This is a genomic window from Bradyrhizobium sp. 41S5 (assembly GCF_011516665.3).
GTDB classification, from domain to species: domain Bacteria; phylum Pseudomonadota; class Alphaproteobacteria; order Rhizobiales; family Xanthobacteraceae; genus Bradyrhizobium; species Bradyrhizobium quebecense.
Genome location: NZ_CP083721.1, coordinates 1,317,501 through 1,343,332 on the forward strand (window position 1 = coordinate 1,317,501; position 25,832 = coordinate 1,343,332).

Here is a 25,832-nt window from a genome sequence, read left to right on the forward strand (position 1 = left end):
GAGAACCCGGTGATCTTGATCGGCGCACCATTCGCCTGCGGGATCACGAAAATACTCTCCGCCGGGTCCTGAGTGCCGATCATCGGATCCTTCGATTTGGGAGGCAGCCTGACCGCTCCGGCAAATTCGCTGTCGTTGACCCAATGCCCGAGCACGAACTCGTACTGGTTCTCGATGCTTGAGTTGATGAAATAGCCGAGCAGCCCGCGTTCGATGCCGTCGCTGGGGCGCGACGGATCGTAGACCGGCCCGTATGGCAAGCCACGACGGACCAGCCGGTGCGTATTGTTGCTCCCACCTGGGCGCCCCTGTCCGGTGACTGGCTGGCCACGTGGATTGATCCGACGCATATGCGCCCCGACGGGGCAACGCAGACCCTTTGGATCGCCCGATCCATCCGCGTTCACGTATTCGAAGTTGTTCAATTGCTCTGGTGGAATTCCACCCGCAGGGCTGTCGGTGTCGGGAGACAAGGCGAGCGGAGTGCCATTGCGCCAGCGTCCGCAAATCTTGGCGGCCAGCAGTTCGGGATCAATCCTGTCCTTGTTGGATTGAAGAAACTGTTCAAATCCGACCACGTCGGTCCGGATCATCTTGAAAACAGCGAAGCTGCCGTTGAGGCCGAGTTCCTGAGGTTCCGGCACGAAGTAGTTTTCGGCCTCGTCGCGCAAGACGAACAGCCAAGGTTCGCATGGTTGCTGGCGGTCCGGAAGATATCGCTCCGGGCCGCCGCGAATGGTGGTCATGCTGATGCCGTCGGTGTAACCGAAATGAACCTTGAAGGTGGGCACAAGTTCGCCGTCCTTTACTTCCAGCAACGCCATCCCGTCAGCACGCCATATCTCCCGGAAAGCATCGGCTTCGGCAAACAGCGCCGAGAGGCGGGCGCTATATGACGTCATTGCTTCGGGGCTGATGGCGTGCAGCGTAACCAGGACGTGATCTCCTCCCGCCCCGAATCCTCCGATCCAGTGTTGCGGGTCGCTCTCGCCTGTATCGCCCACCAGTTTTGCCCGTTCGGCGGCGCCTTCGATAAACGCGCCGAACGACTTGAACGAGAGCGCCGGAACGCGATCCTTGATCTCCAGGGCAAGCATTCCTGGCCAGGTAATACCGAGGTTCAGGCAATAGTCGGGCTTGCGGCGCGGGACATCGGCGGGATTGTCGTCCGGTCCCGGCTCGAACCCCACGTGCCAGTCTTCGGCAGTGGTGATCTGCGGCGCGTCGGCCTCGTCACCGCTGACGAGCCGACCAAGCATCCTGCGCGCTTCGGCGGGAGCGCCGGCCGTTAGCAGGAAGTGGCGCACCATCGGCATCTTGTAGCCACGAAGGATGAAGCCCTGGATATCGCCGAGGTCGAGTGTAGTCCTGGCGTTCCATGCCGAACGGGCATCAGTGCCCGCCCGCTCGTGACCGCCGCGCCCGAACAAGCGGCGGAAGAGCCCTCCGCCTTCTTTTGCTTCTGGCTTGCTGTCCTGACTCACGGTGCGCTTCCTTCCCTATCGACCCACGGCGGACTGCGACTTGCCGTCGGCGATCAGCGCTTTGATGTCCTGATTGGCCAAGCCGGGATAGCCTTGATAGAAGCCGATAGGATCTCGGCTCGCCGCGGCAGCGAAGTCGATGAACTCCTGCACGTGTTTGCTGCAAGGCGACGGCGGCGGGTCTTTGGTGAATTTGAAAATGACATCGAAGACCGGCCCGATGTTCTTGGTGAAATCCATGATGTATTTGTCGAATGCGCCGTCGTAGACGGTGAAGAAACCAAGCTGGTGTTCCTCAAGTGGCACGAACTGCGCGAAATGCGGGGTGCCGACACTGTCCATATCCCTGTCGACTTTTCCGGTCATCCCCATCGTCCGCAGGATCAGCTGCATCTCAGCGAAGGCGAGCCGCGATCTGGCGGGCAGGATCACCAGGAACGGAAGGAGTTGGCGCGCGCCCTCAATGTCGGCGGCGGCCATCGCCTTGATCTCCTTGACCGTCGGTCCGGGATAAGCGCTGTAGACATACGCCGGCTTCAGCTGATGTTCTGCTGCCCAACCAACGAATGCGTCCGCGTTATTCGCGACGGGCGCAGATGGCGGATCGCTCACATGCTTGAAGATGACGTCGAACACCGGCCCCGCGCGCCTCGCCAGATCGTGCATGAGCGGACCGAAATCACCGTCGAAATCGCCGAGGAAAAGCAGCGTCCTGTCACTCAGGACCGTGAAGCGCGAGTAATGCACGGTGCCAATGGCGTCTTCTGCCTGAAACAGATCGGGCATCAACGGCGGCAGCTCCTGCGCCAGCGCCTTCGCGTCAGCGCCCGACTTCAAGGGAAAGCTCAAGGTGAAGTGGTTCTGGCTCATCGTGGCATTCACTCCTTGCTCATGGGATCACGCCGCAGTCGAACATCTTGTTCAAAACAGGAGCGGCGATCTTGTGGAGATCATTCTGGCCCGCGAGCCGTTGCGCAGAAACTCGATGGCTTCCTTCTTCGCCGATGATGGTTCTTTCTTCAGATCCTTCAGTTCATCGCAGGTCGCCGCCTGATGGTGCCCCTCGTCACCAAACTTTAGCTTGCATCTCTTTTGACGCGGGCGCACTTGATTTAGATCAGGGTGATCAAAAAACGCGACGGATACCAGGGTCACACTACAGACTTATGATTAGCGTGAACGGTCAGCGACATTGACGCATTGCAGTTCAACAAGATGCTCCGTCGCTACGGCCCAATTGCTGGGGTACTGATCGAAGCGAATTGGTTTCAGTCGACTTCTAGTTAAGATCCCGAAATGGTTGATGGAAATGACCATGAGCCCTTCGCTGATGTCTTTGATCGCCTTCACGTGCATCTTTGGCGGTACATTTCTGGGCATATACATCCGCCGCAGCCTGCCGGACCGGCATCTGAGCGGGGATGCCAGGGATATCGTCAGGCAGGGCACAGGCTTGATCGCCACGCTAGCCTCCCTTGTGCTTGGTCTTCTTATTGCTTCGGCCAATGGAAAATTCGAAACTGAGAGCAGCCAGGTTGAACAACTGACAGCCAATGTCGTCTTGCTGGACGGCATTTTGAAGCTATATGGATCGGAGACCGGTGGAATTCGGACCTCGCTGCGACGCGAGGTCAATGTGATGGCCGATCGAATCTGGCGAGAGAACAGCTCCGGCGAGCAGAGGACGAAGACATTTGAGCCGACAGATCTCGGAGTATCGCTGTACAGTGAAGTTCTCAAACTCTCACCGAAGACCGAGACAGAGCGCTTGCTTCAAGCCAAGGCCATGGATGCAATCACGGATGTAGGAAAGATACGCCTGCTTCTGTTCACCGCCGCTGGCGGATCGATCCCTATCCCCTTCCTCATCGTACTGATTGGCTGGCTCACGCTGATCTTTGCCAGCATCAGTCTTTTTGCGGAAAGCACCACAAGGGTGAGCACCGTGCTCTTCATTTTTTCCCTTGCCGCGACCGCTGCGATCTTCCTCATTCTGGAATTGAGCCAGCCATTTACAGGCTTAATGAGGATATCCGATCAGCCATTGCGTGATGCTCTGCCGGTCATGGGCTCATGACGCGTCATTTTGCTGCTATTCAAGAATGTTAAGCTCGCCCAAACGCCGCTTCCATCGCCTTGCGCGTCTTGATGGTGTCGTTGCTCTCGTCGACCTCGACGTCGCTCCAGCGCACCACAGCGCCGTGGGCGATGTCGTTCTTCAGCTTGACCCGATGCGCGAGCCCGATCGGCAATGCGCCGGCGGCGAGGCTGGCGGAGGCGGGCATCAGTTTGCCCCACACCGTGTAGCCGCCTTCGCCGTCGAGCATCTCGCCGGCGCGCAGATTGCGTTTCGCCACCGCCGCGACGTCGCCGCGGAAGCCGCGCGGCTGTCCGGTCGGCTCGTTGCGCAGCGCCGCCGACAGGACGGAAATATTCAACTCGAGCCCGATCAGATGATACGGCTTGTACATTGCCGCATAGCGGCCGGACGCATCGGTCTTGAGGCCGTACTGCTTGAAGCAATCGGCGGCATAATCGTTCGGCGCCTCAAGTACCACATAGACGCCCCAGCGCAGATCGCGGAACACCGGACGGCCGTCGCGCTCCAGCGACGACACCACCTCGACGATGCCGGATTTCTCCAGCACGCCGCCTCTGTCGCGCGGCCGCATCACATGCGGCAGGTCGTCGACGCCGCAGGGCGGAAACAGCAAACCCTCCGACGGCACGTCGAGCGTGCACGCATTGGCGATCGCCGCCATCTCGATCGCGGATTTGGTGCCGTCGAGGAAGGAGTTGAACATCTGCGGGTTCATGCCGGCGGATTGCGCTTCGCCTGATGTGAGCCCGTAATGCTGCCACACGCCTTCCGGCGTCACGTCGTGATAGGTGGGCAGGTATTTCGTGCCCTTGCCGGCAGCGACCACGGTGAATCCCGTCGCGCGCGCCCAATCGACCATCTCCGCCGTCAGCGCCGGCTGGTCGCCATAGGCGAGCGAATAGACCACGCCGGCCTTGCGCGCCTCTTCGGCGAGCAGCGGGCCCGCCAGCACGTCGGCCTCGACATTGACCATCACGACATGCTTGCCGGCGGCGATCGCTGCACGGGCATGGCGGATGCCGACGGCGGGATTGCCGGTGGCTTCCACCATCACGTCGAACGCGCCGCCGGCGATCGCGCGCGCGCCGTCGTCGGTAAAGGTCGTGGCGCCGATCCGCGCGTCGTCCCAGCCGACGGTGCGGCACGCCTCGCGCGCACGGTCGCGGTCGAGATCGACGATCACGGGCACCTCGAGCCCCGGCGTGTGTGGCACCTGGGACAGGAACATCGAGCCGAATTTTCCGGCCCCGATCAGGGCGACGCGAACCGGCTTGCCGCCGGCAGCGCGGGTCTTGAGGAGGTGATGCAGGTTCATTAGCTCTTTACCACGATGCGATCGAAGGGAGTGATCTGGAACGACGACAAATATCAGCAATCGTCATTCCGGGCTCGACGCTCGCGCGTCGCCCCGGAATGACAGCTTTTGAGTCTACTCCGCCGCCTGCCGCGGCGCGCGGGCGAGCCGCAGCAGCGCGTCGTCGGCGACGGTCTGGATCGGCGTGAAGTCGCGGTGCGCGATGTAGTCCGGCCGCGTCGGGGTGCGGATGTAGTTCGAGACCGCGTTCAGCGTCAAATAGACGATCTTGCGCGGGTAGGGCGTGATGTTGCCGCTCGACCCGTGCACCAGATTGCCGTGGAACATCAGCATGCCGCCGGGCTTGCCGGTCGGGGCGACGATGCCGCCCTGCTTCACGAGGCGGGTCACGGTCTCTTCGTCCAGCGTCCACAGCGGGTACGACGTGGTTTCGAGATCGTGCGACGCTTTCAGGTCGCCGGCGGTCTGGCTCTGCGGCACCAGCATCAGCGGGCCGTTGATCGGCATCACCTCGTCGAGGAAGATCGCGATGTTCATCGCGCGCGGCTCCGGCATGCCGTCGTCGCGCTTCCAGGTGCCGTAATCCTGGTGCCACTGCCAGACGTCGCCGGTGAAGGCGGCCTTCGCGTTGATCTTGAACTGATGCATGTAGACCTTCTCACCGAACAGCTGCTCGATGGGGTCGATCATGCGCGGGTGCGCGCCGAGGATGCCGAACGCCTCGTTGTAGAGATGCGCGGCGAAGGCCGTGCGCGGCGCGCCGCTCTTCTCGCGCCACACCTCGGGGCGGTTGGCGTCATAGATCGAGACCGCCTCGCGTGCGAGGAAATCGACCTCTTCTTGGCTGAACAGCTCGGGCAGGAACAGCCAGCCCTGGCGATGGAAAAATTCGATCTGCTCCGGGGTCAGTTTCATGGTGCTTTCCTCCTTTGATTATTGGTTTTCGTTCTTGGTGCCGCGACGGTCCTGCTCACGCCGCCACGTCGATGGCCCTCAGCTTCTCTTCGGTCATCCGCCCCGCCGTCTGCGCATGCGCAAGCGCCGCGGTTTCCGCGGCGGCGGCGTTGCCGGAGAAAATATGTGCGGCGATGGTCTCGTGCTCGGTCCAGGCGCTGCCGCGGTAATCGAGCTCGGCGAGCACGGTCGCCATCGAGCGGCGCATATGCGGCCATTGCGGCGCGATCATTTCCTCGATCGCGGTATTGCCGGCCAGCCGATAGATCGCGCTGTGGAAGTCGACGTCGAGCGCGATCAGGCGCGCCAGCGGCGCGTTGTCGTCGATCGCGCGCCCGGCTTCCAGCGCGGCCTCGAGCTGTGCGCGTGCCGCGGGATCCTCTTTCACCCGCGCTGCGGCAAGCCGCGCCGCCAGCGCATCGATCGCGCCGCGCACTTCATAGAGCTCGCGGATGCGCTGCGGATCGAGCTGCGTCACCTCGAAGCCGCGCTTGCCGCTCTCCGCGACAAGGCCCTGGCGATGCAACAGGTGCAGCGCGTGCGAGATCGGCTGGCGCGAGACGCCGAGCCGATCGGCAAGTTCGTTCTGGGTGATGCGCTGGCCGGGCAGCAGCGTGCGGTCGATGATCGCTTCGAGCAATCGCCCGTAGACCTGGTCGATCAGGTTCGGAAGCGGGTCCAACGGGATCATGCCGACCGTTCAGATTGGAATACGGAATTCCGTGTTCGAAAGGTAGGCTACTGTGGGTTGCCGGAACGGTCAAGGTTGAAGTCAGAGATCGATCTAAGCTATTGATAAGTCGATATTTTTCTGTCTTGGCCTGCCCGAACCCATCCGTCATGGCCGGGACAAGCCCGGCCATGACGAGATCGTTGTCGTCAGCGATCCCGTGGGCCCAGCCCGCTACTTCGCCTTGCCCAGCTCGATCAGGATCCGCGTCATCAGATAGAGCCGCGGCACGATCGAGTTGGTGTCGATGTATTCGTCGCGGGCGTGATAGCCCCAGCCGGCGAGGCCGAAGCTTTCGACCACGATGGCCTTGCCGCTGCGCGCGGCGTAGCCGGCATCGGTCGCGCCGCCGGTCATCTCCGCGATATCCAGCGTGCGGCCGAGTTCGGCGTAGATCGCCTGTCCCTGCTTGGCGAGCGCGCGGCCACGATCGTTCGCGACGAAGGGCGGGCGGCCCGCGGTGACCTTCACGGTTACCTCAGTGTCAGGGATCAACTTGTCCTTCGCCTTCTCGTCGAGCGCGGCCTGCAGCTTTTGCACGCCGTCCGGAATGGTGAGGCGAATGTCGGCGCCTGCGCTGGCATGATCCGGGATCTGGTTGCGCACGGTGCCGGCATTCGCGGTGGTCCAGTTCAGCTGCGTGCCCGGGATGGATTTCGCGACGTCCTGGGTCTGCAGCAATTGATGCGCGAGCTCAAGCAGCGCATTGCGGCCGAGCTGCGGTGCGGCGCCGGCATGCGAGGCCTTGCCCTTCACGTCCATCGTGCCGGTCGCGGTGCCGCTGGCGCCGAGCAGCAGGCTTTCGTTCTTGGCCACCGGCGGCGCGACCGTCGGCTCGCAAGACAGCACCACGTCGTGCTGGTCGGCGAGCTCGGCGATGATCTCGCCGGAGCCGATCGAGCCGACCTCTTCATCCGGATTGAACGACACCGTGAGCTTTGCGTAGTCGCGCCAGCCCGCATCGTTCAGGATCTTGAGCGAATGCAGGATGACGGCGATGCCGCCCTTGTCGTCGGCAATGCCGGGCCCGTAGATCCTGTTGCCGTCGACCTTGTAGGGTTGGGTGTCGAGGATGCCGTGCTCATAGACCGTATCCATATGCGCGATCAGCATCAGCTTCTTGCTGCCGGTGCCTTCGAAGGTGCCGATCACCATGTCGGCGCCGGCGCCATTCGTGGTCTTGCGCCGCTCGGTCTTGGCGCCGAGCGCCTTCAGCCGCGCTTCGGTATAGTCGGCCATCTTCCTCAGGCCCTCGACATCGCTGGAGCCTGACTCGATCAGCACCATGTCGTGCAGGCTCTCGATCACGGCCGGCTGGGCCTGCTCGGCGGCCGCGCGCAGCTTTTCATCCGCGGCGGCAAAGGCGGAGGACGAGGCGAGGGCGAGCGAAAGCAGGCCAGCCGACGCGAGCAATTTGATGGATAGTTTCATGATTGTCTTCCCTGAAAAGCGCAGGGAGACACTAGCATCGCAGCCTGTTCGCCTCCAGCTGCGATCAACTCGGATCGAGGACTTCGACATCGAAGGTTTCGATCTGCGCGGGCCCGGCGGTGGCATCGATCGCCGTAATCCTGTCGCCAGATATCGTGACCCGCAGCACGACACGCAGAGCGCCACCGAGAATGACGGCAACGCCGATCTCGCCGTCGACCAGCGCGGCTTTCGCCGCCTGCGCGCGTCCCTTGAAGCTTTCGGCGACAGCCGCGGCGCCACGGATGACCGGCAGCGAGCCGAGCCGCTGCGCCGCCTGATCGGCGCGCACGACGACGTCGGGCGCGAGCACGGCAAGCAGCCCTTCGAAATCGCCGTTGCGGGATGCGGCGAGGAAAGCTTCGACGATGCCGCGCTGCCGGCTGAGATCGGGATCCGGCGCGGGCGGCGCGCCCTGCACGCGGCGTCTGGCGCGGCTCGCCAGCTGCCGCGCGGCGGCCGGCGTGCGCCCGACGATCGGCGCGATCTCCTCGAACGGCACCGCGAACATGTCGTGCAGCACGAAAGCCAGCCGCTCGGCCGGTGCCAGCGTTTCCAGCACCACGAGCAGCGCGGCACCGACCGAGTCCGCCATCTCGGCCTCGCGCTCGGACGGATTGTCCGCGATCGGCTCCGGCACGTGCGGTCCGATCGGCTCCTCGCGGCGCGATTTGCGCGAGCGCAGCATGTCGAGGCAGATCCGCGCGATCACCGTGGTCAGCCAGCCCCCGAGATTGTCGACGGCAGCAGTGTCGGTGCGGCCGAGCCGCAGCCAGGCCTCCTGCACGGCGTCGTCGACCTCGGCGGTCGAACCCAGCATGCGATAGGCCACGGCCCGCAAGCGCGGCCGGTTGGCCTCGAACTGTTCGGCCAGAAATTCTTTCTCGTCCATCGGTCACATTCCCTTGGTCCGCTCCGTCATGGCCATGACGAACGAAACCAGGCCGATGTGACAGCAGATCGGCATGGCGGCGTCAAAAGGCAAATCAGGAGAGTGAGATGATGAAGGCACGCATGAACCACCCGGTGATGGTTGTTCCCGATGCCATGAAGGCGTTGCAGGCGCTCAGCGAGAGCACCAAACAGGCCTTGCCGGAAAAGCTCCTCGAGCTGGTCCATCTGCGCGCCAGCCAGATCAATGGCTGCAGCGTCTGTGTCGATATGCACCCGAAGCTTGCCAGGCGTGCCGGCGAGACCGACGAACGGCTGTTCGCGGTCGGCGCCTGGCGCGACACGCCGTATTTCACCGAAGCCGAGCGCGCCGCGCTGGCGCTGACCGAAGCGGTGACCCGGCTCAGCGACCGCGAGGATCCGGTGACGGACGCGGTGTGGGACGAGGCGGCGAAGCATTTTGGCGAGCAGCAGCTCGCGTCTCTGGTGCTGGGGATCGCCGCGATCAATGTCTGGAACCGGCTCAACGTCGCCGTGCGGCAGCCGGTCGGTGTTTGGAAGGTGTGAGGAATCCCCCCTCTCCCCGTTCTTCACGGGGAGAGGGCTCCTCTCTTCGCGAGCGACGTGCGTGGACGGACCTGTACCCCCTCACTCGGCGCGCAATGCGCGCCGACCTCTCCCCGCAAGCGGGGCGAGGTGATGAGCTGTACCGCCGCCTCAGCTCGCCAAGAACTCCAGCACGATCTCGCAATAGCGCTGCGGGGCCTGCTCGAACATCGGATGCGTGGTGCCGGGGATCATCTCGGTGCGCGCGCCCTTCACATTGGCGGCAAGCGCGTGCAGCACCTTCGGCAGCATGCCTTTGGTGTTGGCGCCGCCGATGAACAGCGTCGGCGTCCTGATCGCCTCCGCGTCGGCCTTCGAGAAGGGCGGGCGCTGGTCGCGGGTCTGGCCGATGAGGGTGGTCGCGTTGTCGCGCAACAGCTGCTTGGAGGTCGCCGGAATCCGATTCCAGGCGCCGGGCCCTTCGAGCGCGTCCATGAAGATCTGCAAGCCGCCGTCGATGTCGCCCTTGGCGATCTCCGCGGCACACGCCGCGAAGCGTGCCGCCAGCGGCGAGGGGCCCGGCTTGAAGTCAGGATCAAGGCTCTCGTCGAGCTCGCCGCCGGGCTCGGCCAGGATCAGCTTGCGCAGCAGGTCCGGCCGGCGCTGCGCGACGCGGAAGCAGATGTGGCCGCCGCGGGAGTGCCCCATCAGGTCGACCGGTTTGGTGTCGAATGCCTCGATGAAGGCGATGACGTCGTCGACATGCTGCGCGATCGAATAGGTGTCGCCAACGCCGTCCCAATGCGCCGGGAAGAAATGCCGCAGGCTGACCGCGATCACGCGATGCCGCCGCGTCAGCGGGCCGAGCACCGCCGACCAGATCCGGAAATCGCACAGCGAGCCGTGCACGCACACCAGCGGCGGGCCCTCTCCGATATCGAGATAAGGCATGTCGAAACCGTTGACGTGGAGGCTGTGCATTTGGAGGCTCGCGCAGGGGAGGAGATGTTGTTGATTTAGCCCAAGTTCCCACGGAATTCGGGTGGATGGCAACATTCTCCAAGCCTAGATTTCAAATCAGCAACAGGCTCGAATGTGTGAGCCCAAATGATATGAAGGAACATCTGGAGCGAGCCATGACCGGCCAGCATTTTGCAATCTTCGAGACCATGATCGGCGCCTGCGGCGTCGTCTGGGGCGAGCACGGCGTCACCGCCGTACAGCTGCCGATGGGTACCGAGGAAAAGACCCGCAAGCGGATATTTCAGCGCAACGGCGACGTCACCGAGGCGGCGCCGCCGGCCGAGGTGCAGCACGCGATCGACGGCATGATCGAGCTGCTCGCCGGCAAGCCGAACGACCTCGCCGACATCGTGCTCGATCTCGACGGCGTGCCGGACTTCAACCGCGGCGTGTACGACATCGCGCGGAAGATTCCGCCGGGCAAGACCGTGACCTATGGCGAAATCGCCAAGCAGCTCGGCGGCGTCGAGCTGTCGCGCGACGTCGGCCAGGCATTGGGCCGCAACCCATGCCCGATCGTAGTGCCCTGTCACCGGGTGCTGGCGGCCGGCAACAAGCCAGGCGGCTTCTCCGCCAATGGCGGCGTAGTGACCAAGCTGAAGATGCTGCAGATCGAAGGCGCGGTGGTGAACCACACGCCGAGCCTGTTTGATTGAGCGAAGGTCACCCTGCCCTGGAGGGGGAGGGTCGACGCGAATGAAATGAGCGGCGGGGTGGGGTGAAGGTCTCTCGTATCGGGCGCTGTCCGTGTTGAGAGATCACCCCACCCCGGCTCACATTGCGCTACGCTTCATGTGAGCCGACCCTCGCCCTCCAGGCAGGGCAATCGCATATGGCTCGGAGATGCAGCCCGAAACTGAATCGGATCGCGAACGAAGTGGAATCGAATGCAGAACGATTCTGCCCGTTTCCTTCGGAACAACCGAATTTTTTGCCACATGCGACTGCCCTGCCCCTCACCCGGATCGCATCCGGCGATGCGATCCGACCTCATCCCCGCAAGCGGGGCGAGGCAAGCGTCCGGCCTGCCTAGTTCGCCGGGTTGTCCTCGCTCGGATACACGCCGCGCAGCACTTCCTCGAAGTGATCCTTCACTGCGTCGTTGCACAGGCAGGAGCGCTGCTTGAGCTTGTCGGGGTCGCGGATCACGATCGCACCGCGGCGCGTGTCCAGCACGCCTTCCGCCTTGAAGTTCTGGATCACACGGCTGGTATAGCTGCGGCCGACGCCGAGCAAGGTCGAGAGCTGCTCATGCGTCAGCGGCACCACGCCGTTGCCATTGGTGCGCTCGATCGCCGAGATGATCCATTTCGCGGCGCGTTGCTCGATCGAGTGGATCGCATTGCAGGCGGTCGACTGGAAGATCTGCGCCAGCATGCAGTCGGCATAACGCGCGAAGATGTTGCGCACCGAGATCGACTTCAGCTTGGCGGCGTCGAGCTTGCTGATCGGCAGCCGCACGAACGGCCCGCCGAACTTGACGGTGATGCGGGTATAGGCCGGCAGGAATCCCTGGCTGACGATGCCGCCGACCGCGCCCTCGCGGCCGATCAGGATGGTCTCGACATCGCGGCCGTCCTCGTTGGCCACCATGTAGGACGCAAGGCTCGGCCCGCATGGGAAATGCACAATCTGGACGTCGTCGCCGGGATTGTAGAGCAGATCGCCGGCCGCGGCCTCGACCACCGCAATATGCGGCGCGATCAGCTCGTAGTCGGCGGCATTGAGCCGGCGCAACAGGTTGTTGAACGGCCGGTCGCTCGTCCCGGCCAAATCGGTTCGTTTGGCAATCATTGGAAAATCCTGGAGACCCAACGCCGACCATACTGAAAAAGTTCCCGATTTTATGTTCACTAGTGAACAGACGCGGCCGCTTGCGATGTGATGAGTTTCATCGCGGGAACCGCCGGCGTGCTTCTGGGCGCCGGTCGCGGGCCGTCCGGCCGGACTGATCCGGTCTCTCATCCATCATCGAAGCAATGGACACCGAGCCATGGAATCCGCCCCCAATGCCGGCATGCCCGGTGACGTTCTCGTGGTCGAGGACGATCCGATCATCTCGCTTTATTTCGAGGACACCATCCTGGGCTTCGGCGCCCGGACGGTGCGCACCGCTGCGAACGTCGCCCGCGCGCTCGAATTGATCGCCGAGCGCGCACCGGATTTCGCGCTGCTCGACGTCGGCCTCGTGAGGGGCGAGAAGACCTTCGCGATCGCCGAGCGGCTGGATGCGCTGAAAGTGCCCTTCGCGTTCGTCACGGGCTATGGCGCTGACATCAGGCTGCCGGAATCGCTCGCCGGCAAGCCGCGGCTGACCAAGCCGTGTTCGAGCGAAGCGATCGAAGCCGCGCTGAGAAACGGACACTGACGGGTCGCCGGGCTGCGGCCTCGCCGTCGGTGCGTCTGTCGTCTACGATCCGGAGCGTCGGATTCGGCGACGCACAGGCATCGGGAAGTCGTCATGGCGATCAGGACATCTGCCGCTGCGCCCGCAACGGCGCTCTCTCTCGGGCTGCTCCTCGCGCCGGTTGCGATGCATCCGAAGGCCGGTGTGGCGTTGTCGTCGCTGGCCTCGGCCGTCGTCGCCGGTTTCGTGTCGCCGGCCATCGCCGAGCCGGCCGCGCTCACGAGCGAGCAATCGGCCGCGCTCAAGACTTACGACAATGCCCTGAAGAACTTCGTCTCGATCCTGCGCCAGCGCCGCGCGCAGGTCGATTCCCATCAGTCGCTGCCCGATTTGCCGGGCCAGGCCATCTACCTTGCCCGTGTCGAGATGATGAGCGCCTACAAGGATCTCACCGATGCGCTTCCGTCCAGGATCGGAAGACCCAACAGATTCGGAATCCCTCCGGCCTATTTCGACGCCGACAATGAACCGCTGCTCGATGAGTACAGGAAGCTCTTCGACCTGATGGAAGCGCCGCCCGCCAGCGCGCAAAGCTCCAAGACGCCATTCAAGGACGTGGTCGAGCTCGCGACGGTGATCGCGCGCGCCAGGGGTCTGGATGCCGCTGACGCCGCGGTCGCCGGCCGGATCAGTCTCGGCCTGTTCTTTGCCGAGACAAGCGGCAAGCAAAATGCCGGAAATGCGCGGTCGAACACCTACAAGGGCAGCCTGCAGACCGGCCCGTCCGAAGATCGCAACGGTCGAAAGAAGTGGGCCGCCATCAAGCAATCGATCGCGGCCCTCGATCCTGCGCTCAGCCGTCGCGACGACATGGAAGAAGCGCGTGTCGGCAATCTCGATCACCGGTTCAATCACTGGACCGCGGTGCGCGATGCGCTCATGAACGAGCACGCGGCTATTTTCCCGCAGGTCCCGGCGATCGCAAACGCGCTGCCCAATCCGATCGATCAAATGAAGCTCTTCGAGCTCATCCAGATCATTCCCAGCCCGACCAGGTCCGCGCTGAAATCAGGCGACCTCGTCAATTACAGAATTTCCGAGCCCAGGATCATGGGATATCTGCGAAACAACAGCGTCTTCGCTTTCGGTCGCGCCGACCGGGCAAGGACATCCGCGAGCTTCCGCGAAATCCTCGACGCGATGTGGCTCTTCAGCCCCAAGTTCGAACAGGCGCTGGCCAAATTCGCGGAAATCAAGGCCGGCAAACCGGGCTGAGCCGGGAAGTGCCGATCGCTTGGCGGTCAGAGCGGGCCGAGGAGCGCCCATCGCGGCTCGCAGAATTCCTTGACGGCGGAAGCGACGCCGCTGCTGATCGCGTTGCGGCGCTCGGGCGAGTCCATCTTGAGTTCTTCGTCCCGGTTGATGATCGATCCAGCCTCCAGCAGGACGGCGGGCATCGCGGTCCTTCGCAGCACGATGAGCTTATCGTAGCTGTAGACGCCGGTGTCCTTGTTCAGCAGGGGATGCTGGTCGTGGCCCATGATGGGCTGGCTGTATTGCTCGGCATATTGCAGCCCCTCTGCCTTCATTTCCCTGGCGACCAGCTCGGCGAACAGCAGGCTGGTCTTGAAGTCCGGATTGTTGCGGGAGACGAACACCGAGTAGCCGCTGAAGCGATCGCTGAAATGGCGCTTCTTTCCCTCGAATTCCCAGTCCTCCAGCATCTTGTTGGGCACGGAATCATGATGGATCGACAGCAGGAGATCCGCGTGCAGATCGTTGGCGGCGGCGACCCGCCTGAAGAGGCTGGGCCTCGCTTTGCCTTCGGTCAGCAGCAGCCTGGTTTCGGCAAAGCCGTCGGCCTTCAACTTCTCCTCGATCAGCCGCGCAAGGCGCAGGTTGAAGGTGAACTCGGCGACATTGCGCGCGCTGATCGCGCCTTCCGATTCAGCGGTATGTCCCACGTCGAGAACGATCCGCAATGTCGAGGGATCGCATTTGGCTGCGGCCGGCTTGGAAGCGGAAGGCGGCAGGGCGACCGGCCCGAGGGCGGCAAGCCGCGTGGCGGGTTGCTTTGATGGCGCGCGGTGCCTTGCCAATCTGGTCGGCCTTGCCGATTTCACGCGCTTGGGCGCCTTGGCGTGCCTGGACGGGTTCTTGAAGAGATCAGGCAGCCAGCCGGCATCGCTGACCTCGATCGGCAGCAGCGCGAACACGGCGATCGCGACGACAAGCAAGCGGTGCGGCCGAAGCCCCACGACGATGCCACCGAGCACGCGAATCAATTCGCAGCCCCTCATGCTCCGCCCCTCCGGGCCCCCAGCATAACGGCTCTGATAGAGGTACCGGAAGAGGCCGGTGACGTCCATCCCCCGTCAATCGTGCAGCCCTTGCCTCAAGGCAGGGGCTGCAGGACAGGACGGCGGGTTCCGTGGTGGCTGCGACCTGATTACACCGGCTTCGGATCGAGCGTGATCGCCCACAGCTCGGCGTCGACGCGGTCGCGCAGGCTCACCGTCATCTGCCCGCTTTTGCCGTCGATCTTGACGTGACCGAAGAACTGCATGCCGGCCGACGGCGGCAGGTTCTGGTTGGCCTCGCCCGGCGCCTTGACGAACTTCACCTCGGGACCAAACGTGTTGTCGAGCTCGGTCGGACCGAATGTGCCGGCATGCAGCGGCCCCGAGACGAATTCCCAGAATGGATCGAACTCCTGGAACTGGGCCTTGTTCGGGTTGTAGTAGTGCGCGGCCGCATAGTGCACGTCGGCGGTCAGCCACGCCGTGTTGGCGATGCCTGCGGTCTTGATGAAGCGCAGGATGTCGGCGATCTCCAGTTCGCGGCCGCGCGCCGGGCCGTCGCCCTGCGCGAACGCTTCCGAGCCCTTCTTGTTGGCGGCATCGTCATAGACGATCAGCGACAGCGGCATGTCGGAGGCGATCACCTTCCAGGTGGCGCGCGAGTTGAGCAGCGCGCGCTTCAGCCAAGCCATCTGGTCCGGCCCGATGAAATAGGCGTCGGGGCCGTAGGTCTCCTGCAGGTTCGGACCGTTGGGGCCGCGATAGCTGCGCTCGTCGAGCATGAACACGTCGAGATGCGGGCCGTAGCGCAGCGTGCGATAGACGCGGCGGGGCTCGACGATGCTCTCGCGCATCGGATACATCTCGTGGAAGGCTTTTGCCGCGCGCGCGGCGAGCACGTTGATGTCGCGCTCCTTGTAGGCCGCCGGCAGCTGCTTCGACAGCGACCAGTTGTTGGTCACCTCGTGATCATCCCACTGCACGAAGATCGGCACTTCGGCATTGAAGGCGCGCAGATTGCCGTCGAGGAAATTGTATTTGTGCGCGGCACGGTATTCGTCGAGCGTCTCGGCGACCTTGGCCTTCTCCGGGATCGTGATGTTCTTCCAGATCTTGCCGTCGGGCTGCTTCTGTTCGGCGGTGATGACGCCATCGGCATAGATGGTGTCGCCGGAATGCAGGAAGAAATCCGGGGCGTGCTTCTTCATCGCGGCGAAGGTGATCATGCCGCCGTCGTCAGGGTTGATGCCCCAGCCCTGGCCGGCGACGTCGCCGCCCCACACGAAGGAGACGTCGCGGCGGTCGCTCGGCGCGGTGCGGAAGCGGCCGACCACGGGCTCGCCGACAATGTCGATATGGGCGAGGTCGCGGAAGCGAACGCGATAAAAGATGTCCTGGCCCGAGGGCAGGTTCTCCAGCAGCATCTTTGCGGTGAAGTCGCTCTCCGGTAACGCCGTGATCGGCGGCAGCGCGCGGGCATCCTTGAACGAATCTGATGTCGCGACCTCGACCATCATCTGCGAGGGACGGTCCGCGCGCGCCCACACCACGCCGCCGTCGACGCCGACATCGCCGGATTGCACGCCATGGGTGATCACGGGGCGGTCGGCAGCGCGCGACAGATAAGGCATCGCAATCACGCCGGCGCCGGCCGCAGCAGCCGTCGAGAGAAAACGTCGGCGGGTCAGATTTCGCGAGAACCGGATCGTCATGGGGAGCCTCCTCAGGTCACAGCGACAGTGCGCCGCAGGCGAGCACAGACCTAGAAAAATTCCATGACGGAGAGATTACAGGGGAGGGGGTACACGGCGTGAGGTGAGCACGCACGTCAGGCTCCCTCCCCCCTTGCGAGGGAGGGTGGGGAGAGGGGTAGTCCCGGGCGAGATGCTTGTGGAGAACAGTGCCTTCGCAGCTCAGTCATTCGTTGTCGAACTGCATTCTGAGAGAGCACGCCGTGTGGCACCCCTCTCCCTAACCCTCCCCCCGCAAGGGCAGGGCAATCGCATATGGCTCGGAGATGTAGCCCGAAACTGAATCGGATCGCGAACGAAGTGGAATCGAATGCAGAACGATTCTGCCCGTTTCTTTCGGAACAACCGAATTTTTTGCCACATGCGATTGCCCTGCCCGCAAGGGGGGAGGGAACCCTGCCGCCGGTGACTTCCTTACAAGCCTTTGGCGGATGAGAGGATCAAAAGCGCGGGGGTCGTTCTGCGAGCGCAAGAAACGAAGCAAGTCCGCGGCGAGCGATTGAAGTCCCTACGCCGTGCCCGCCGCCCTGAACTGGCTCGCAGTCCGCTGCAAATTCTGCGGCATGCTGAGCAGCAGCGCCTTGCGGTCGGCCACCGCGTTGTGGAACTGCTCGAGCGCGATGTTGAACGCGGTCAGCGTGCCTTCCTCGATTGCGCCGTGCTCGAAGCAGTCGAGCGTGTGGCGCAGGATGTCGTCGGCTTCCGCCTGCAACTGGTCGAGCTCATCGGTCGAATCGCTCTGCCGCGCGGCCTTCAGCATCTCCAGCAGGCGCTCGCGCTGCGAGGTGTTGGTGTTGCGCTCGTCCTGCTTGAGATAGCCGGCGAACCATGCACCGGCCGAGCCCATCGCCGAGAACGCCATCAGGCTCCACCAGATGTAATCGCTGTAGCGATCGAGGAAGGTCTTTTCCTCGCCGTCGACGAAGGCGGCCGCGCCCGGATGCACCGGGATGGTGGCGTCCTTGTCGGTGTCGGGCGTCTCGATCTTGGCGGCGAGCGGGAAATCGTTCTTGAGCGATTGGCGGATCGCGAACAATTGCCGGGTGAATGCCGCGACCGTCGCGTCCGACAGGCCCTTTCGCGCCACGATATGGTGCGAGAAGCTGATCGTCTTCACCTCGTCCTCGGGCCGGTCGGCCGAGCCGAGCGAGCCCGCCGGAATTTCCGCGGCCTCATAGGCCGGATGGTTCTGCGCAATCGCTTCGGACGCATCGATCGGCAGGAAGGTGGGCTCGCCGCCGTCTTTGGTCGACGCCGTGATCGCGTCGATCGTGAGCTTGCTGTTGGCCGGGCCGACGGCCAGATAGGCATCGGCCTTCAGGTTCTTGATGGCGTCGACCGCTTCATTGGCCGGGAATTGCACGATCTCGACCTTCATCGGGTCGACGCCGTATTGCTGCAGGATCAGCTTCAGCAGATTGACGTTGGCCGGCGTGCGGCCGACGACGCCGATCTTGCGGCCGGCAAGCTGCGCGATCTTGGTGATCTTTGCAGCCTTGCGGCCCTTGCCCTTGGCTGCGGGCGGCACCCACAACACCACGACATTCTTGCGCAGCACCGCGACCGCCTGCGCATTCTTCGGCACCTCGAGATCGCCGCGGATGATGGCGAGGTCGGCCTTGCCGTCGGCCAGCGTCTGCGCGCTGGCGGTGGCGCCGTCGGTCTGCACCGGGCGCAGCTTGACCTGGGTGTGCTGCTGGTTGTTGAAGGCCTGCGCCAGCGCCTGCACGACCTTGAGGTCGTCGCTGCTTGCGGGGCCGACCGCGATCCGCAGCGTTACCGGACGCACCGCGAAATAATAACCGGCGGCCATCGCGCCGACGATGGCGAGCGCGCCCGCGATCAAGACGAACATCAGCCGTCGCTTTGCGGAGCGCAGCGGCTTGGGCGATATGCTGGCGGAGCCGTCTGTCATCGATCTCGCAAACAATCGTCGGGGCTCAATCTCGCAAAACTACCAACGCGCACACCTAACGTATTTGTAGCAAATTCCTGAAGCCACAGATGTTACATCTCCGTCATGGTTACCAGCGGCGATAGGACGCTATTTCGACCTTATTTTCGGCATGGATCCCACCCGGAGGCCGGTTGTTAGGCTAAGGTCGGCGCCAAACGGGAGGGTTGCCATGGTCGAAAGGCTGTCAGCGGAAGCAAGGAAGGCCGCGCTTTGGGAACTGGCCGGCTGGTCGGAACTGGCCGGACGCGAGGCGATCGCAAAGACCTTCGTATTCAAGGACTTCAACGAGGCCTTCGGCTTCATGGCGCGCGCCGCTTTGGTCGCCGAAAAGAGCGACCATCACCCCGAATGGAAGAACGTCTACAAGACGGTCGAGGTCGTGCTGGCGACCCACGATGTCGGCGGGGTGACCAAGCGCGATATCGACCTCGCCAAGGCCATGAACGCGATCGCGAGGCAGTTCGGGGTCAACTGACCCGATTGCGCGCAACCTTGCGCGGGTTGGCCGACATCCCCAGATTCGCATCGTCAGCCGCGGATCCGTCGCGCGGCGCCAAAGGGAACCTGGCTATGTCATCGACCGACACCGGCATGGGATTCGGGCCTGCCGACCGGCTGGCGCAGGACCCGGAAAGCGTGCGCCGCCGCTTCTGGATCAAGTTCAAGAAAGGGGTGGCGCGGCTGCCTTTCGCCGAGGATCTGCTGGCCGCTTATTACTGCGCCTTCGACCGGCAGACGCCGCGCCATGTCCAGGCCGCGCTGCTCGGCGCGATCGCCTATTTCATCCTGCCGTTCGATTTCATCCCGGACATGCTGCCGGTGCTCGGCTTCACCGACGATGCCGCGGTGCTTGCAACCGCGATTCGCATGGTGGCAAGCCACATCACCCCGGACCATCGCGAAGCCGCGCGCGCCGCGCTGAAGCGCGGAGTGCCTGAGGATGCGGAATAGCGTAGCCGAGATGAAGGGGGCTTTTCGTCTCCTTCCCCCTGAAAGGGGGAAGGTCGGGATGGGGGTCAAGCCACAGGCGACGCTGCAAGCGGAGAGAGCAGATCCCCCCGCTTTGCTCTGACGAGCGAAGCGGCCTCCCCTTTTCAAGGGGAGGTTAAGCAAGCGAACGTCGCGTCGCTCAGCTTCCCGGATGCAGGATCACCTTGCCCATCGCCTTGCGGCCGGCGAGCACCTTCAAGGCTTCTGATGTCTGCGACAGCGGGAAGGTGCGGTCGACATGCGAGGAGATCTTGCCCTCCGCGGTCCACTGCACGAGCTTCTCGAGGTTCTTGCGGTTCTTCTCCGGATTCTGCCGCGCCCACGCGCCCCAGAACACGCCACGGATGTCGCAGCCCTTCAGCAGCGCGAGGTTGAGCGGAATCTTCGGAATGTCGCCGGCGGCAAAGCCGATCACCAGGAAGCGGCCTTCCCATGCGGTCGAGCGCAGCGCGGCTTCGGCATAGGAGCCGCCGACCGGATCGAACACGATGTCGGCGCCCTTGCCGTTCGTCAGCTTGCGCAGGCCCTCCTTAAGGTCTTCTTTGGCGTAGTTCAGCGTCAGTTCGGCGCCGTGCTCCTTGGCGAATGCGAGCTTCTCGTCTGACGATGCGCAGGCGATCACCTTCAGGCCCATCAACTTGCCGAGTTCGCACGCGGCAAGGCCGGTGCCGCCGGCGGCGCCCAGCACCGCGAGCGTCTCGCCCGGCTTCGGGCTCGCGCGATCTTCCAGCGCATGCAGCGCGGTGCCGTAAATGATGATGATGCCGGCGGCGCGGTCGTAATCGAGATTGTCGGGAATCTTCACGATCGTATTCGCCGGCAGCGCGATCTTGTCGCGCGCGCCGTTGTGGCCGCATGACGCAACGACGCGGTCGCCGACCTTCAGATCAGTGACGCCGGCGCCGACGCTCTCGATCACGCCGGCGACTTCGGCGGCCGGCGAGAACGGGAACGGCGGCTTGATCTGGTACTTGCCCTGGATCATCAGGATGTCGAAGAAATTCAGCGCCGCCGCCTTGATCGCGATCACGGCTTCGCCCGGACCGGCCACCGGATCGGGCACGTCAGCCAGCACGAGATCGTCGGGTTGACAGTATTGCGAGCAGAGGATGGCTTTCATGGACACACCTGAGTTTCGGACGCAGAAAGAGCTGCAAGATCGTGGACTACAAGCTTCATGCCGGATTTGCGGCGGAGCGACAATACAGTGCGGAGGGATCAAACTATGTTTGAAAAAGGCCTGCTAGCGAAAAAGCGCATCCTGATCACCGGCGGCGGCTCCGGTCTTGGCGCAGCGATGGGCGCCCGCTTTGCCGAACTCGGCGCCGAACTGATCATCTGCGGGCGGCGCGAGGGGCTGCTGGAGGAAACCGCAGGCAAATTCCGCAGCGAGCTCGGTGCCAAAGTGTCGACCGCACGCTGCGATATCCGCGACGGCGCCGCGGTCGAGGCGATGATGGATCAGGTCTGGCAGGAGGCTCCGATCGACGTTCTCGTCAACAATGCTGCCGCAACCTTTATTGCGCAGAGCGAACATTTGTCATTCCGTGCCGCGGATGCGATCCTCGCGCCGACGCTGCATGGCACGATGTACTGCACGCTCGCCGCCGGCCGCCGCTGGATCGAAGGCAAGCACAAGGGCGTGGTGCTCTCGATCCTCTCGACCTCGACCATCACCGGCCGCGCCTTCACGGTGCCGTCGTCGATGGCCAAGACCGCGGTGCTGGCGATGACCAAGAGCCTTGCCGTCGAGTGGGGCCCGAAGGGCATCCGCACCGTGGCGATCGCGCCCGGCGCGTTCCCGACGCCGGGTGCCACCGGGCAGTTGCGTCCCGAGGCGCGCGGCGAGACCTGGTCGCATCGCAATCCGCTCGGCCGCGCCGGCGAGCATTCCGAGCTTGCCAATCTCGCGGTCTTCCTGATCTCCGATCAGGCCGGCTACATCAACGGCGAGATGGTGGTGCAGGACGGCGGCGCGCATTTGCGCAGTTCCGGTGCCGAGGACCTGCTGGAATGGACCGATGCGCAGTGGGAGAGCCAGCGCGCGGCGCGCCAAGGGGCGACCAAGGCTGATCAAGCACTGATGCGCGACACCAAGCGCTGAGCAAGGATCGAGAATCAATGGACGCGCGTGGGGCTGTCGCCGGTGCGCGCGTTCGGAGTTAACTGCCTTCCCAAAAAATCGTTTCCCGGTTATCCATCCGGGCCGGCGGAGGGGAATCGCCGAGCCATCTTCCAGTCACAATGATGGGGGAACCAGTTGGCCGTGCGGCAAATTCTGACATCACTGGCTCTTTGTGTCGTGTGCGGGATCGTCTCCCTCGCGCCGGCGCAGGCTGCACCCAAGAAGGATACGGCGAAGGAAGCGGCCAAGCCGGCGACTTCGGCCGCGGCAGCTGCAGCCGGCGGCGCGGAGCCGACGCTGATCGGCCAATTCGGCACCTGGGGCGCCTACACTGCGTCGCCCAACGGCAAGAAGGTGTGCTTTGCGCTCGCCAAGCCGTCGTCGTCGAAGACCAATCCGCCGAACCGGCCGCGCGATCCGGCCTATGCCTTCATCTCGACCCGCCCGGCCGAGAAGGTCGTCAACGAAGTCTCGATCATGATCGGCTACACCGTGAAGCCGGGCTCGGAATCGACGCTCCAGGTCGGCGGCGGGACCTATGCGATGTACACCCAGGGCGACGGCCTCTGGATCAAGAATGCGGCCGAGGAAGAGCGGATGGTGGAAGCCATGCGCAAATCGGCCGATCTGACGGTAAAAGCCGTCTCGGCGAAGGGCACCGAGACGATCGACAGCTTCTCGCTGAAGGGCCTGGCGCAGGCGCTCGACCGGCTGGGGCAGGACTGCCGGCGCTAGAGCATGATCCGGAAAAGTGTGGAGCGGTTTTCCGGAAAGATCATGCTCCAAAAAAAGCCAGCTCCCGGCTCTGAGGGACAAAATTGAGGTATTTGGCGGCTTTCCAGCACCGGCTGGAAGGCCTATTTGAGGTTTCATGACCGACACCGTGACCACCCATGCCGTGTCCGGCGCCAGCGCGCTGGTCGAAAAGGTTCCGCTCGAGACCTATGTGCCGCCAGCCAAGCCGTCGCTGATCGGGTTGTCGCGCGCCGAGATCGCCGATCGCCTGGGCGAGATCGGCGTGCAGGCGGCGCAGCGCAAGATGCGCACCCAGCAGCTCTGGAACTGGATGTATTTCCGCGGCGCCAAGAGCTTTGCCGAGATGACCAACGTCTCGAAAGACATGCGCGCCGAGCTCGAGAAGCATTTTACCGTCGACCGTCCCGAGGTGGTCGCCGAGCAGATCTCCAACGACGGCACGCGCAAATGGCTGCTGCGGCTGCCGAGCGGTGACAAGGTCGAGCGGGCGCACGAGGTCGAGTGCGTCTACATTCCCGAGACCGATCGCGGCACGCTGTGCGTTTCCTCGCAGGTCGGCTGCACGCTGAACTGCTCGTTCTGCCACACCGGCACGCAACGGCTGGTGCGCAACCTCACCGCCGGCGAGATCGTCGGCCAGGTGATGGTGGCGCGTGACCGGCTCAATGACTGGGCCGATCGCGAGGACGGCACGCGGCGCGTCACCAACATCGTGATGATGGGGATGGGCGAGCCGCTCTACAATTTCGACGCGGTGCGCGATGCGCTGTTGATCGTCGGCGACAATGAAGGCATCGGCATTTCCCGCCGCCGCATCACGCTGTCGACCTCGGGCGTGGTGCCGAACATCCGGCGCACCGGCGACGAGATCGGTGTGATGCTCGCGATCTCGCTGCATGCGGTGCGCGACGAGCTGCGCAACGAGCTGGTGCCGTTGAACCGCAAATATCCGATCAAGGAATTGCTGCAGGCCTGCCGCGATTATCCCGGCGCCTCGAACGCGCGGCGCATCACCTTCGAATATGTGATGCTCAAGGGCGTCAACGATTCGCTCGATGACGCCAAGCTGCTGGTGAAGCTGCTCAAGGGCATTCCGGCCAAGATCAATCTGATCCCGTTCAATCCGTGGCCGGGCACCGCCTACGAATGCTCGGACTGGGAGCAGATCGAGAAATTCTCCGAATACATCTTCAACGCCGGCTATTCCTCGCCGGTGCGCACGCCGCGCGGCCGCGACATCCTCGCCGCCTGCGGCCAGCTCAAATCGGAGACCGAAAAGCTCTCGGCGCGCGAGCGTCAGGCGCTGCGCGCGATGGCGATGACGGATTGAGTGCTGTGATCGACAAGGCTCTCCACGTCGTCATTGCGAGGAGCGAAGCGACGAAGCAATCCATGTCTCGGCACGCTGGGACATGGATTGCTCCGCTCCGCTCGCAATGACGGGGAGCTCGTAGCATGGCCCTGATCGGCCGCCTGTTCGTCGTCGCCTTCGGCTTCCTGATGGCCTGCTTCGTGGCCGGGATCATCGTGGTGGTCGCGGTGCTGTATCCCGAGATCAGCGATTTCGGCGGGCAGATCGACCAGAGCGCCGTTAACGTCGTGCTCGGCTTCGGCTTCATCTTCATTTCCGGCTTTGCGCTGCTGCCCGCGCTGATCGTGGTGTTGATCACCGAGGCCTTTTTCATCCGGAGCGTGCTGGCCTACGCGATCGGTGGCGCGATCGTCGGTGCGGCCTGCTATCTCGGCCTGGTTCCGTTCGATCCCGACCTGATGCAATTCCACGGCATCGTGCGCCGGCACATGGAGATCATGACCGGCGCCGGCATCGTCGCGGGCCTGGTCTACTGGCTGATCGCCGGCCGCACCGCCGGCGCCTGGCGCGAGCCGCCGCGCCCCTTGCCGCCGCCCCCGCCATTGCCGTCGCAATCGCCGCGGCCGTGACCCTCGTCCGGAGTTCCAGCATGGATTCAAATCAGAGAGCCGCGTCTGCAATCTTGGGAAGCGTGGTCAGCGCGCAGTTGGGCAAATTGTCACTTCCAGAGCTTGAACAGGATATCCTCGCTCAATTGCCGGCTATTGACTCAACCTTGCCCAGAGCGACCCGCGAACTTCTGGATCGATTAGTACTGAACGTCTTTCAGGCGCAGACGAAGAATGGTGCTGCGGCGCTCAATACTCCCCGCCAGTTTAACTACGACGAAAATGACGGTGTCGATCTCCTGTTTGACCAAGCGACAAATGCCCTTCGGGCTTACTTGAAATGATTGCGCCACCTCATCCGCCTCGGCTAAACCGCGCGCCATGAACCGGACCGGACTTTTTATCGCGCTGGCGCTCGCGCTCATCATCGGCATCCTGTTCGGGGTCTATCCCGAGCTCGACCTGAAGCTCGCGGCCATGTTCTACGATGCCGCGCAGAAAACCTTCCCGCTGAAGCTCGACGCGGTGGCGTCGTTCGCGCGCGATGCGGCGATGTGGGTCGCCTGGGCGCTGGTGCTGCCGGCGATCGTGACCTTCGTCTGGAAATTCATCCGGCCGGATCGGCCGATGCTGATGTCCGGCCGCGCCGCGGTGTTTCTGCTCACCACGATGCTGCTCTCGGCCGGCGTGCTCACCAACCTCACCTTCAAGAACTATTGGGGCCGGCCGCGGCCGGTGTTCGTGACGCAGTTCGGCGGCGACCTGCAATTCAAGCCGTGGTGGGACCCGCGCGGCGGCTGCCCGCGCAACTGCTCGTTCTTCTCCGGCGAGGGCGCGACCGCGTTCTGGACCTATGCGCCAGCGGCGCTGACACCGCCCGCCTGGCGGCCGCTGGCCTTTGCCGGGGCGACCGTGTTCGGGATCGTCACCAGCGGGCTCAGAATGGCCTTTGGCGGCCATTTCTTCACCGACGTCGCGATCGCGGGCCTGGTGTCCTTTCTGGTGGTCTGGCTGTTCTATGCGCTGATCTACCGCTGGGCCGCGACCCGGCTGACCGATGCCCAGGTCGATGCCGCGCTGACGCGGCTGGCAATGCCGGGCTACCGGCTGATGCAGCGCTGGCGCCGGGGCGGCCGGGCGGAGCCGAGTCAGCCGGAAGCCTGATTAAAGGC

General features: G+C 63.8%; 27 protein-coding genes (1 of these 27 only partly in view). 13 read left to right on the forward strand and 14 right to left on the reverse strand.

The genetic code is table 11. The annotated features are described in order from the left end of the window. The 3 genes in view from HAP47_RS06210 to HAP47_RS06220 are tightly spaced (at most 51 nt apart) and all read right to left on the reverse strand, a layout consistent with a single transcriptional unit that may run on beyond the window. A protein-coding gene (locus tag HAP47_RS06210; RefSeq protein ID WP_173638999.1) for a Dyp-type peroxidase crosses the window boundary here: on the reverse strand, positions 1–1,484 show its 5' portion. 82 nt of this gene lie to the left of the window's left edge; the window shows 1,484 of its 1,566 coding nt (coding positions 1–1,484); its start codon is at positions 1,482–1,484; its stop codon lies off the left edge, out of view. 15 nt (positions 1,485–1,499) lie between these two features. Continuing rightward, positions 1,500–2,354 carry a hypothetical protein gene (locus HAP47_RS06215; protein WP_173638998.1) on the reverse strand — a complete coding sequence of 285 codons (855 nt, stop codon included), beginning with the start codon at positions 2,352–2,354 and terminating at the stop codon, positions 1,500–1,502. A gap of 51 nt (positions 2,355–2,405) precedes the next feature. Further along, positions 2,406–2,639 (reverse strand): hypothetical protein, encoded by a 234-nt coding sequence (locus HAP47_RS06220; protein WP_173638997.1) that lies wholly within the window; start codon positions 2,637–2,639, stop codon positions 2,406–2,408. Between the two features lie 160 nt (positions 2,640–2,799). On the opposite strand from HAP47_RS06220, the gene HAP47_RS06225 reads away from it, so the two are divergent. Next, a complete protein-coding gene (locus tag HAP47_RS06225) occupies positions 2,800–3,561 on the forward strand; it encodes a bestrophin-like domain (protein WP_176396232.1) in 762 nt (253 codons plus the stop codon). 28 nt (positions 3,562–3,589) lie between these two features. Here HAP47_RS06225 and HAP47_RS06230 read toward each other — a convergent pair whose 3' ends face one another. The 5 genes from HAP47_RS06230 to HAP47_RS06250 form a co-directional block, all read right to left on the reverse strand. Continuing rightward, positions 3,590–4,900, reverse strand: coding sequence for an NAD(P)H-dependent oxidoreductase (locus tag HAP47_RS06230; protein ID WP_173638994.1), 1,311 nt, complete (start codon positions 4,898–4,900; stop codon positions 3,590–3,592). Positions 4,901–5,014: 114 nt separating this feature from the next. Next, positions 5,015–5,815, reverse strand: coding sequence for a phytanoyl-CoA dioxygenase family protein (locus HAP47_RS06235; protein ID WP_173638993.1), 801 nt, complete (start codon positions 5,813–5,815; stop codon positions 5,015–5,017). A gap of 55 nt (positions 5,816–5,870) precedes the next feature. Next, positions 5,871–6,545 (reverse strand): GntR family transcriptional regulator, encoded by a 675-nt coding sequence (locus HAP47_RS06240; protein ID WP_173638992.1) that lies wholly within the window; start codon positions 6,543–6,545, stop codon positions 5,871–5,873. Between the two features lie 213 nt (positions 6,546–6,758). Then, the gene (locus HAP47_RS06245; RefSeq protein WP_173638991.1) at positions 6,759–8,015 is read right to left on the reverse strand and encodes a M20/M25/M40 family metallo-hydrolase; all 1,257 of its coding nucleotides are present in this window, start codon (positions 8,013–8,015) and stop codon (positions 6,759–6,761) included. A gap of 64 nt (positions 8,016–8,079) precedes the next feature. After that, a complete protein-coding gene (locus HAP47_RS06250; RefSeq protein WP_173638990.1) occupies positions 8,080–8,946 on the reverse strand; it encodes a sigma-70 family RNA polymerase sigma factor in 867 nt (288 codons plus the stop codon). 110 nt (positions 8,947–9,056) lie between these two features. Between HAP47_RS06250 and HAP47_RS06255 the strand changes: the two genes are divergently transcribed. Further along, on the forward strand, positions 9,057–9,512 hold the full coding sequence (locus HAP47_RS06255; RefSeq protein ID WP_173640628.1) for a carboxymuconolactone decarboxylase family protein: 456 nt from the start codon (positions 9,057–9,059) through the stop codon (positions 9,510–9,512). 150 nt (positions 9,513–9,662) lie between these two features. Here the strand turns inward: HAP47_RS06255 and HAP47_RS06260 are convergent, their stop codons facing one another. Then, positions 9,663–10,472 (reverse strand): alpha/beta fold hydrolase, encoded by an 810-nt coding sequence (locus HAP47_RS06260; protein WP_173638989.1) that lies wholly within the window; start codon positions 10,470–10,472, stop codon positions 9,663–9,665. Between the two features lie 155 nt (positions 10,473–10,627). Here HAP47_RS06260 and HAP47_RS06265 point away from each other — a divergent pair, with 155 nt between their 5' ends. Beyond that, positions 10,628–11,170, forward strand: a complete 543-nt coding sequence (locus HAP47_RS06265; protein WP_173638988.1) for a methylated-DNA--[protein]-cysteine S-methyltransferase — start codon at positions 10,628–10,630, stop codon at positions 11,168–11,170. Between the two features lie 373 nt (positions 11,171–11,543). Here the strand turns inward: HAP47_RS06265 and HAP47_RS06270 are convergent, their stop codons facing one another. Continuing rightward, positions 11,544–12,308 carry a Crp/Fnr family transcriptional regulator gene (locus HAP47_RS06270; RefSeq protein WP_173638987.1) on the reverse strand — a complete coding sequence of 255 codons (765 nt, stop codon included), beginning with the start codon at positions 12,306–12,308 and terminating at the stop codon, positions 11,544–11,546. Positions 12,309–12,507: 199 nt separating this feature from the next. Between HAP47_RS06270 and HAP47_RS06275 the strand changes: the two genes are divergently transcribed. Continuing rightward, positions 12,508–12,882, forward strand: coding sequence for a response regulator (locus tag HAP47_RS06275; RefSeq protein WP_173638986.1), 375 nt, complete (start codon positions 12,508–12,510; stop codon positions 12,880–12,882). A gap of 93 nt (positions 12,883–12,975) precedes the next feature. Beyond that, positions 12,976–14,136, forward strand: coding sequence for a hypothetical protein (locus tag HAP47_RS06280; RefSeq protein ID WP_173638985.1), 1,161 nt, complete (start codon positions 12,976–12,978; stop codon positions 14,134–14,136). 26 nt (positions 14,137–14,162) lie between these two features. Here the strand turns inward: HAP47_RS06280 and HAP47_RS06285 are convergent, their stop codons facing one another. From HAP47_RS06285 to HAP47_RS06295, 3 genes are all read right to left on the reverse strand, one after another. After that, positions 14,163–15,161: an N-acetylmuramoyl-L-alanine amidase family protein gene (locus tag HAP47_RS06285; protein ID WP_231168788.1), complete on the reverse strand. Its 999-nt coding sequence runs from the start codon at positions 15,159–15,161 to the stop codon at positions 14,163–14,165. A gap of 149 nt (positions 15,162–15,310) precedes the next feature. Further along, on the reverse strand, positions 15,311–16,873 hold the full coding sequence (locus HAP47_RS06290; protein WP_173638984.1) for an alkaline phosphatase D family protein: 1,563 nt from the start codon (positions 16,871–16,873) through the stop codon (positions 15,311–15,313). A 547-nt stretch (positions 16,874–17,420) separates the two neighbouring features. Beyond that, entirely contained in the window at positions 17,421–18,827 is a 1,407-nt protein-coding gene (locus HAP47_RS06295) for a TAXI family TRAP transporter solute-binding subunit (RefSeq protein ID WP_231168789.1), read from the reverse strand. A 211-nt stretch (positions 18,828–19,038) separates the two neighbouring features. Here HAP47_RS06295 and HAP47_RS06300 point away from each other — a divergent pair, with 211 nt between their 5' ends. Next, positions 19,039–19,344 carry a 4a-hydroxytetrahydrobiopterin dehydratase gene (locus tag HAP47_RS06300; protein ID WP_092121323.1) on the forward strand — a complete coding sequence of 102 codons (306 nt, stop codon included), beginning with the start codon at positions 19,039–19,041 and terminating at the stop codon, positions 19,342–19,344. A 95-nt stretch (positions 19,345–19,439) separates the two neighbouring features. Further along, positions 19,440–19,820 (forward strand): YkvA family protein, encoded by a 381-nt coding sequence (locus HAP47_RS06305; protein WP_173640625.1) that lies wholly within the window; start codon positions 19,440–19,442, stop codon positions 19,818–19,820. Positions 19,821–19,998: 178 nt separating this feature from the next. On the opposite strand, the gene HAP47_RS06310 is transcribed toward HAP47_RS06305, so the two are convergent. Beyond that, entirely contained in the window at positions 19,999–20,979 is a 981-nt protein-coding gene (locus HAP47_RS06310) for an NADPH:quinone oxidoreductase family protein (protein ID WP_173638983.1), read from the reverse strand. A 105-nt stretch (positions 20,980–21,084) separates the two neighbouring features. Here HAP47_RS06310 and HAP47_RS06315 point away from each other — a divergent pair, with 105 nt between their 5' ends. The 6 genes from HAP47_RS06315 (at position 21,085) to HAP47_RS06340 (ending at position 25,824) form a co-directional block, all read left to right on the forward strand. After that, positions 21,085–21,963, forward strand: a complete 879-nt coding sequence (locus HAP47_RS06315; protein ID WP_173638982.1) for an SDR family oxidoreductase — start codon at positions 21,085–21,087, stop codon at positions 21,961–21,963. A 198-nt stretch (positions 21,964–22,161) separates the two neighbouring features. Beyond that, positions 22,162–22,719: an invasion associated locus B family protein gene (locus HAP47_RS06320; protein WP_371821743.1), complete on the forward strand. Its 558-nt coding sequence runs from the start codon at positions 22,162–22,164 to the stop codon at positions 22,717–22,719. A gap of 136 nt (positions 22,720–22,855) precedes the next feature. Continuing rightward, a complete protein-coding gene (gene rlmN / locus HAP47_RS06325) occupies positions 22,856–24,070 on the forward strand; it encodes a 23S rRNA (adenine(2503)-C(2))-methyltransferase RlmN (protein WP_173638980.1) in 1,215 nt (404 codons plus the stop codon). 125 nt (positions 24,071–24,195) lie between these two features. Then, positions 24,196–24,681: a hypothetical protein gene (locus HAP47_RS06330; RefSeq protein ID WP_173638979.1), complete on the forward strand. Its 486-nt coding sequence runs from the start codon at positions 24,196–24,198 to the stop codon at positions 24,679–24,681. Between the two features lie 20 nt (positions 24,682–24,701). Next, positions 24,702–25,004 (forward strand): hypothetical protein, encoded by a 303-nt coding sequence (locus HAP47_RS06335; RefSeq protein WP_173638978.1) that lies wholly within the window; start codon positions 24,702–24,704, stop codon positions 25,002–25,004. A gap of 37 nt (positions 25,005–25,041) precedes the next feature. Further along, positions 25,042–25,824 carry a phosphatase PAP2 family protein gene (locus HAP47_RS06340; protein WP_173638977.1) on the forward strand — a complete coding sequence of 261 codons (783 nt, stop codon included), beginning with the start codon at positions 25,042–25,044 and terminating at the stop codon, positions 25,822–25,824. Positions 25,825–25,832 lie beyond the last annotated feature (8 nt).

What these genes read in the sequence shown, in the direction of transcription:
- HAP47_RS06215 (WP_173638998.1), bottom strand. Translation starts at nt 2,354, where the DNA reads ATGAGCCAGAACCACTTCACCTTGAGCTTTCCCTTGAAGTCGGGCGCT.
- HAP47_RS06225 (WP_176396232.1), top strand. Translation starts at nt 2,800, where the DNA reads ATGAGCCCTTCGCTGATGTCTTTGATCGCCTTCACGTGCATCTTTGGC.
- HAP47_RS06230 (WP_173638994.1), bottom strand. Translation starts at nt 4,900, where the DNA reads ATGAACCTGCATCACCTCCTCAAGACCCGCGCTGCCGGCGGCAAGCCG.
- HAP47_RS06235 (WP_173638993.1), bottom strand. Translation starts at nt 5,815, where the DNA reads ATGAAACTGACCCCGGAGCAGATCGAATTTTTCCATCGCCAGGGCTGG.
- HAP47_RS06240 (WP_173638992.1), bottom strand. Translation starts at nt 6,545, where the DNA reads ATGATCCCGTTGGACCCGCTTCCGAACCTGATCGACCAGGTCTACGGG.
- HAP47_RS06245 (WP_173638991.1), bottom strand. Translation starts at nt 8,015, where the DNA reads ATGAAACTATCCATCAAATTGCTCGCGTCGGCTGGCCTGCTTTCGCTC.
- HAP47_RS06250 (WP_173638990.1), bottom strand. Translation starts at nt 8,946, where the DNA reads ATGGACGAGAAAGAATTTCTGGCCGAACAGTTCGAGGCCAACCGGCCG.
- HAP47_RS06255 (WP_173640628.1), top strand. Translation starts at nt 9,057, where the DNA reads ATGAAGGCACGCATGAACCACCCGGTGATGGTTGTTCCCGATGCCATG.
- HAP47_RS06260 (WP_173638989.1), bottom strand. Translation starts at nt 10,472, where the DNA reads ATGCACAGCCTCCACGTCAACGGTTTCGACATGCCTTATCTCGATATC.
- HAP47_RS06265 (WP_173638988.1), top strand. Translation starts at nt 10,628, where the DNA reads ATGACCGGCCAGCATTTTGCAATCTTCGAGACCATGATCGGCGCCTGC.
- HAP47_RS06270 (WP_173638987.1), bottom strand. Translation starts at nt 12,308, where the DNA reads ATGATTGCCAAACGAACCGATTTGGCCGGGACGAGCGACCGGCCGTTC.
- HAP47_RS06275 (WP_173638986.1), top strand. Translation starts at nt 12,508, where the DNA reads ATGGAATCCGCCCCCAATGCCGGCATGCCCGGTGACGTTCTCGTGGTC.
- HAP47_RS06280 (WP_173638985.1), top strand. Translation starts at nt 12,976, where the DNA reads ATGGCGATCAGGACATCTGCCGCTGCGCCCGCAACGGCGCTCTCTCTC.
- HAP47_RS06285 (WP_231168788.1), bottom strand. Translation starts at nt 15,161, where the DNA reads ATGAGGGGCTGCGAATTGATTCGCGTGCTCGGTGGCATCGTCGTGGGG.
- HAP47_RS06290 (WP_173638984.1), bottom strand. Translation starts at nt 16,873, where the DNA reads ATGACGATCCGGTTCTCGCGAAATCTGACCCGCCGACGTTTTCTCTCG.
- HAP47_RS06295 (WP_231168789.1), bottom strand. Translation starts at nt 18,827, where the DNA reads ATGACAGACGGCTCCGCCAGCATATCGCCCAAGCCGCTGCGCTCCGCA.
- HAP47_RS06300 (WP_092121323.1), top strand. Translation starts at nt 19,039, where the DNA reads ATGGTCGAAAGGCTGTCAGCGGAAGCAAGGAAGGCCGCGCTTTGGGAA.
- HAP47_RS06305 (WP_173640625.1), top strand. Translation starts at nt 19,440, where the DNA reads ATGTCATCGACCGACACCGGCATGGGATTCGGGCCTGCCGACCGGCTG.
- HAP47_RS06310 (WP_173638983.1), bottom strand. Translation starts at nt 20,979, where the DNA reads ATGAAAGCCATCCTCTGCTCGCAATACTGTCAACCCGACGATCTCGTG.
- HAP47_RS06315 (WP_173638982.1), top strand. Translation starts at nt 21,085, where the DNA reads ATGTTTGAAAAAGGCCTGCTAGCGAAAAAGCGCATCCTGATCACCGGC.
- rlmN (WP_173638980.1), top strand. Translation starts at nt 22,856, where the DNA reads ATGACCGACACCGTGACCACCCATGCCGTGTCCGGCGCCAGCGCGCTG.
- HAP47_RS06330 (WP_173638979.1), top strand. Translation starts at nt 24,196, where the DNA reads ATGGCCCTGATCGGCCGCCTGTTCGTCGTCGCCTTCGGCTTCCTGATG.
- HAP47_RS06335 (WP_173638978.1), top strand. Translation starts at nt 24,702, where the DNA reads ATGGATTCAAATCAGAGAGCCGCGTCTGCAATCTTGGGAAGCGTGGTC.
- HAP47_RS06340 (WP_173638977.1), top strand. Translation starts at nt 25,042, where the DNA reads ATGAACCGGACCGGACTTTTTATCGCGCTGGCGCTCGCGCTCATCATC.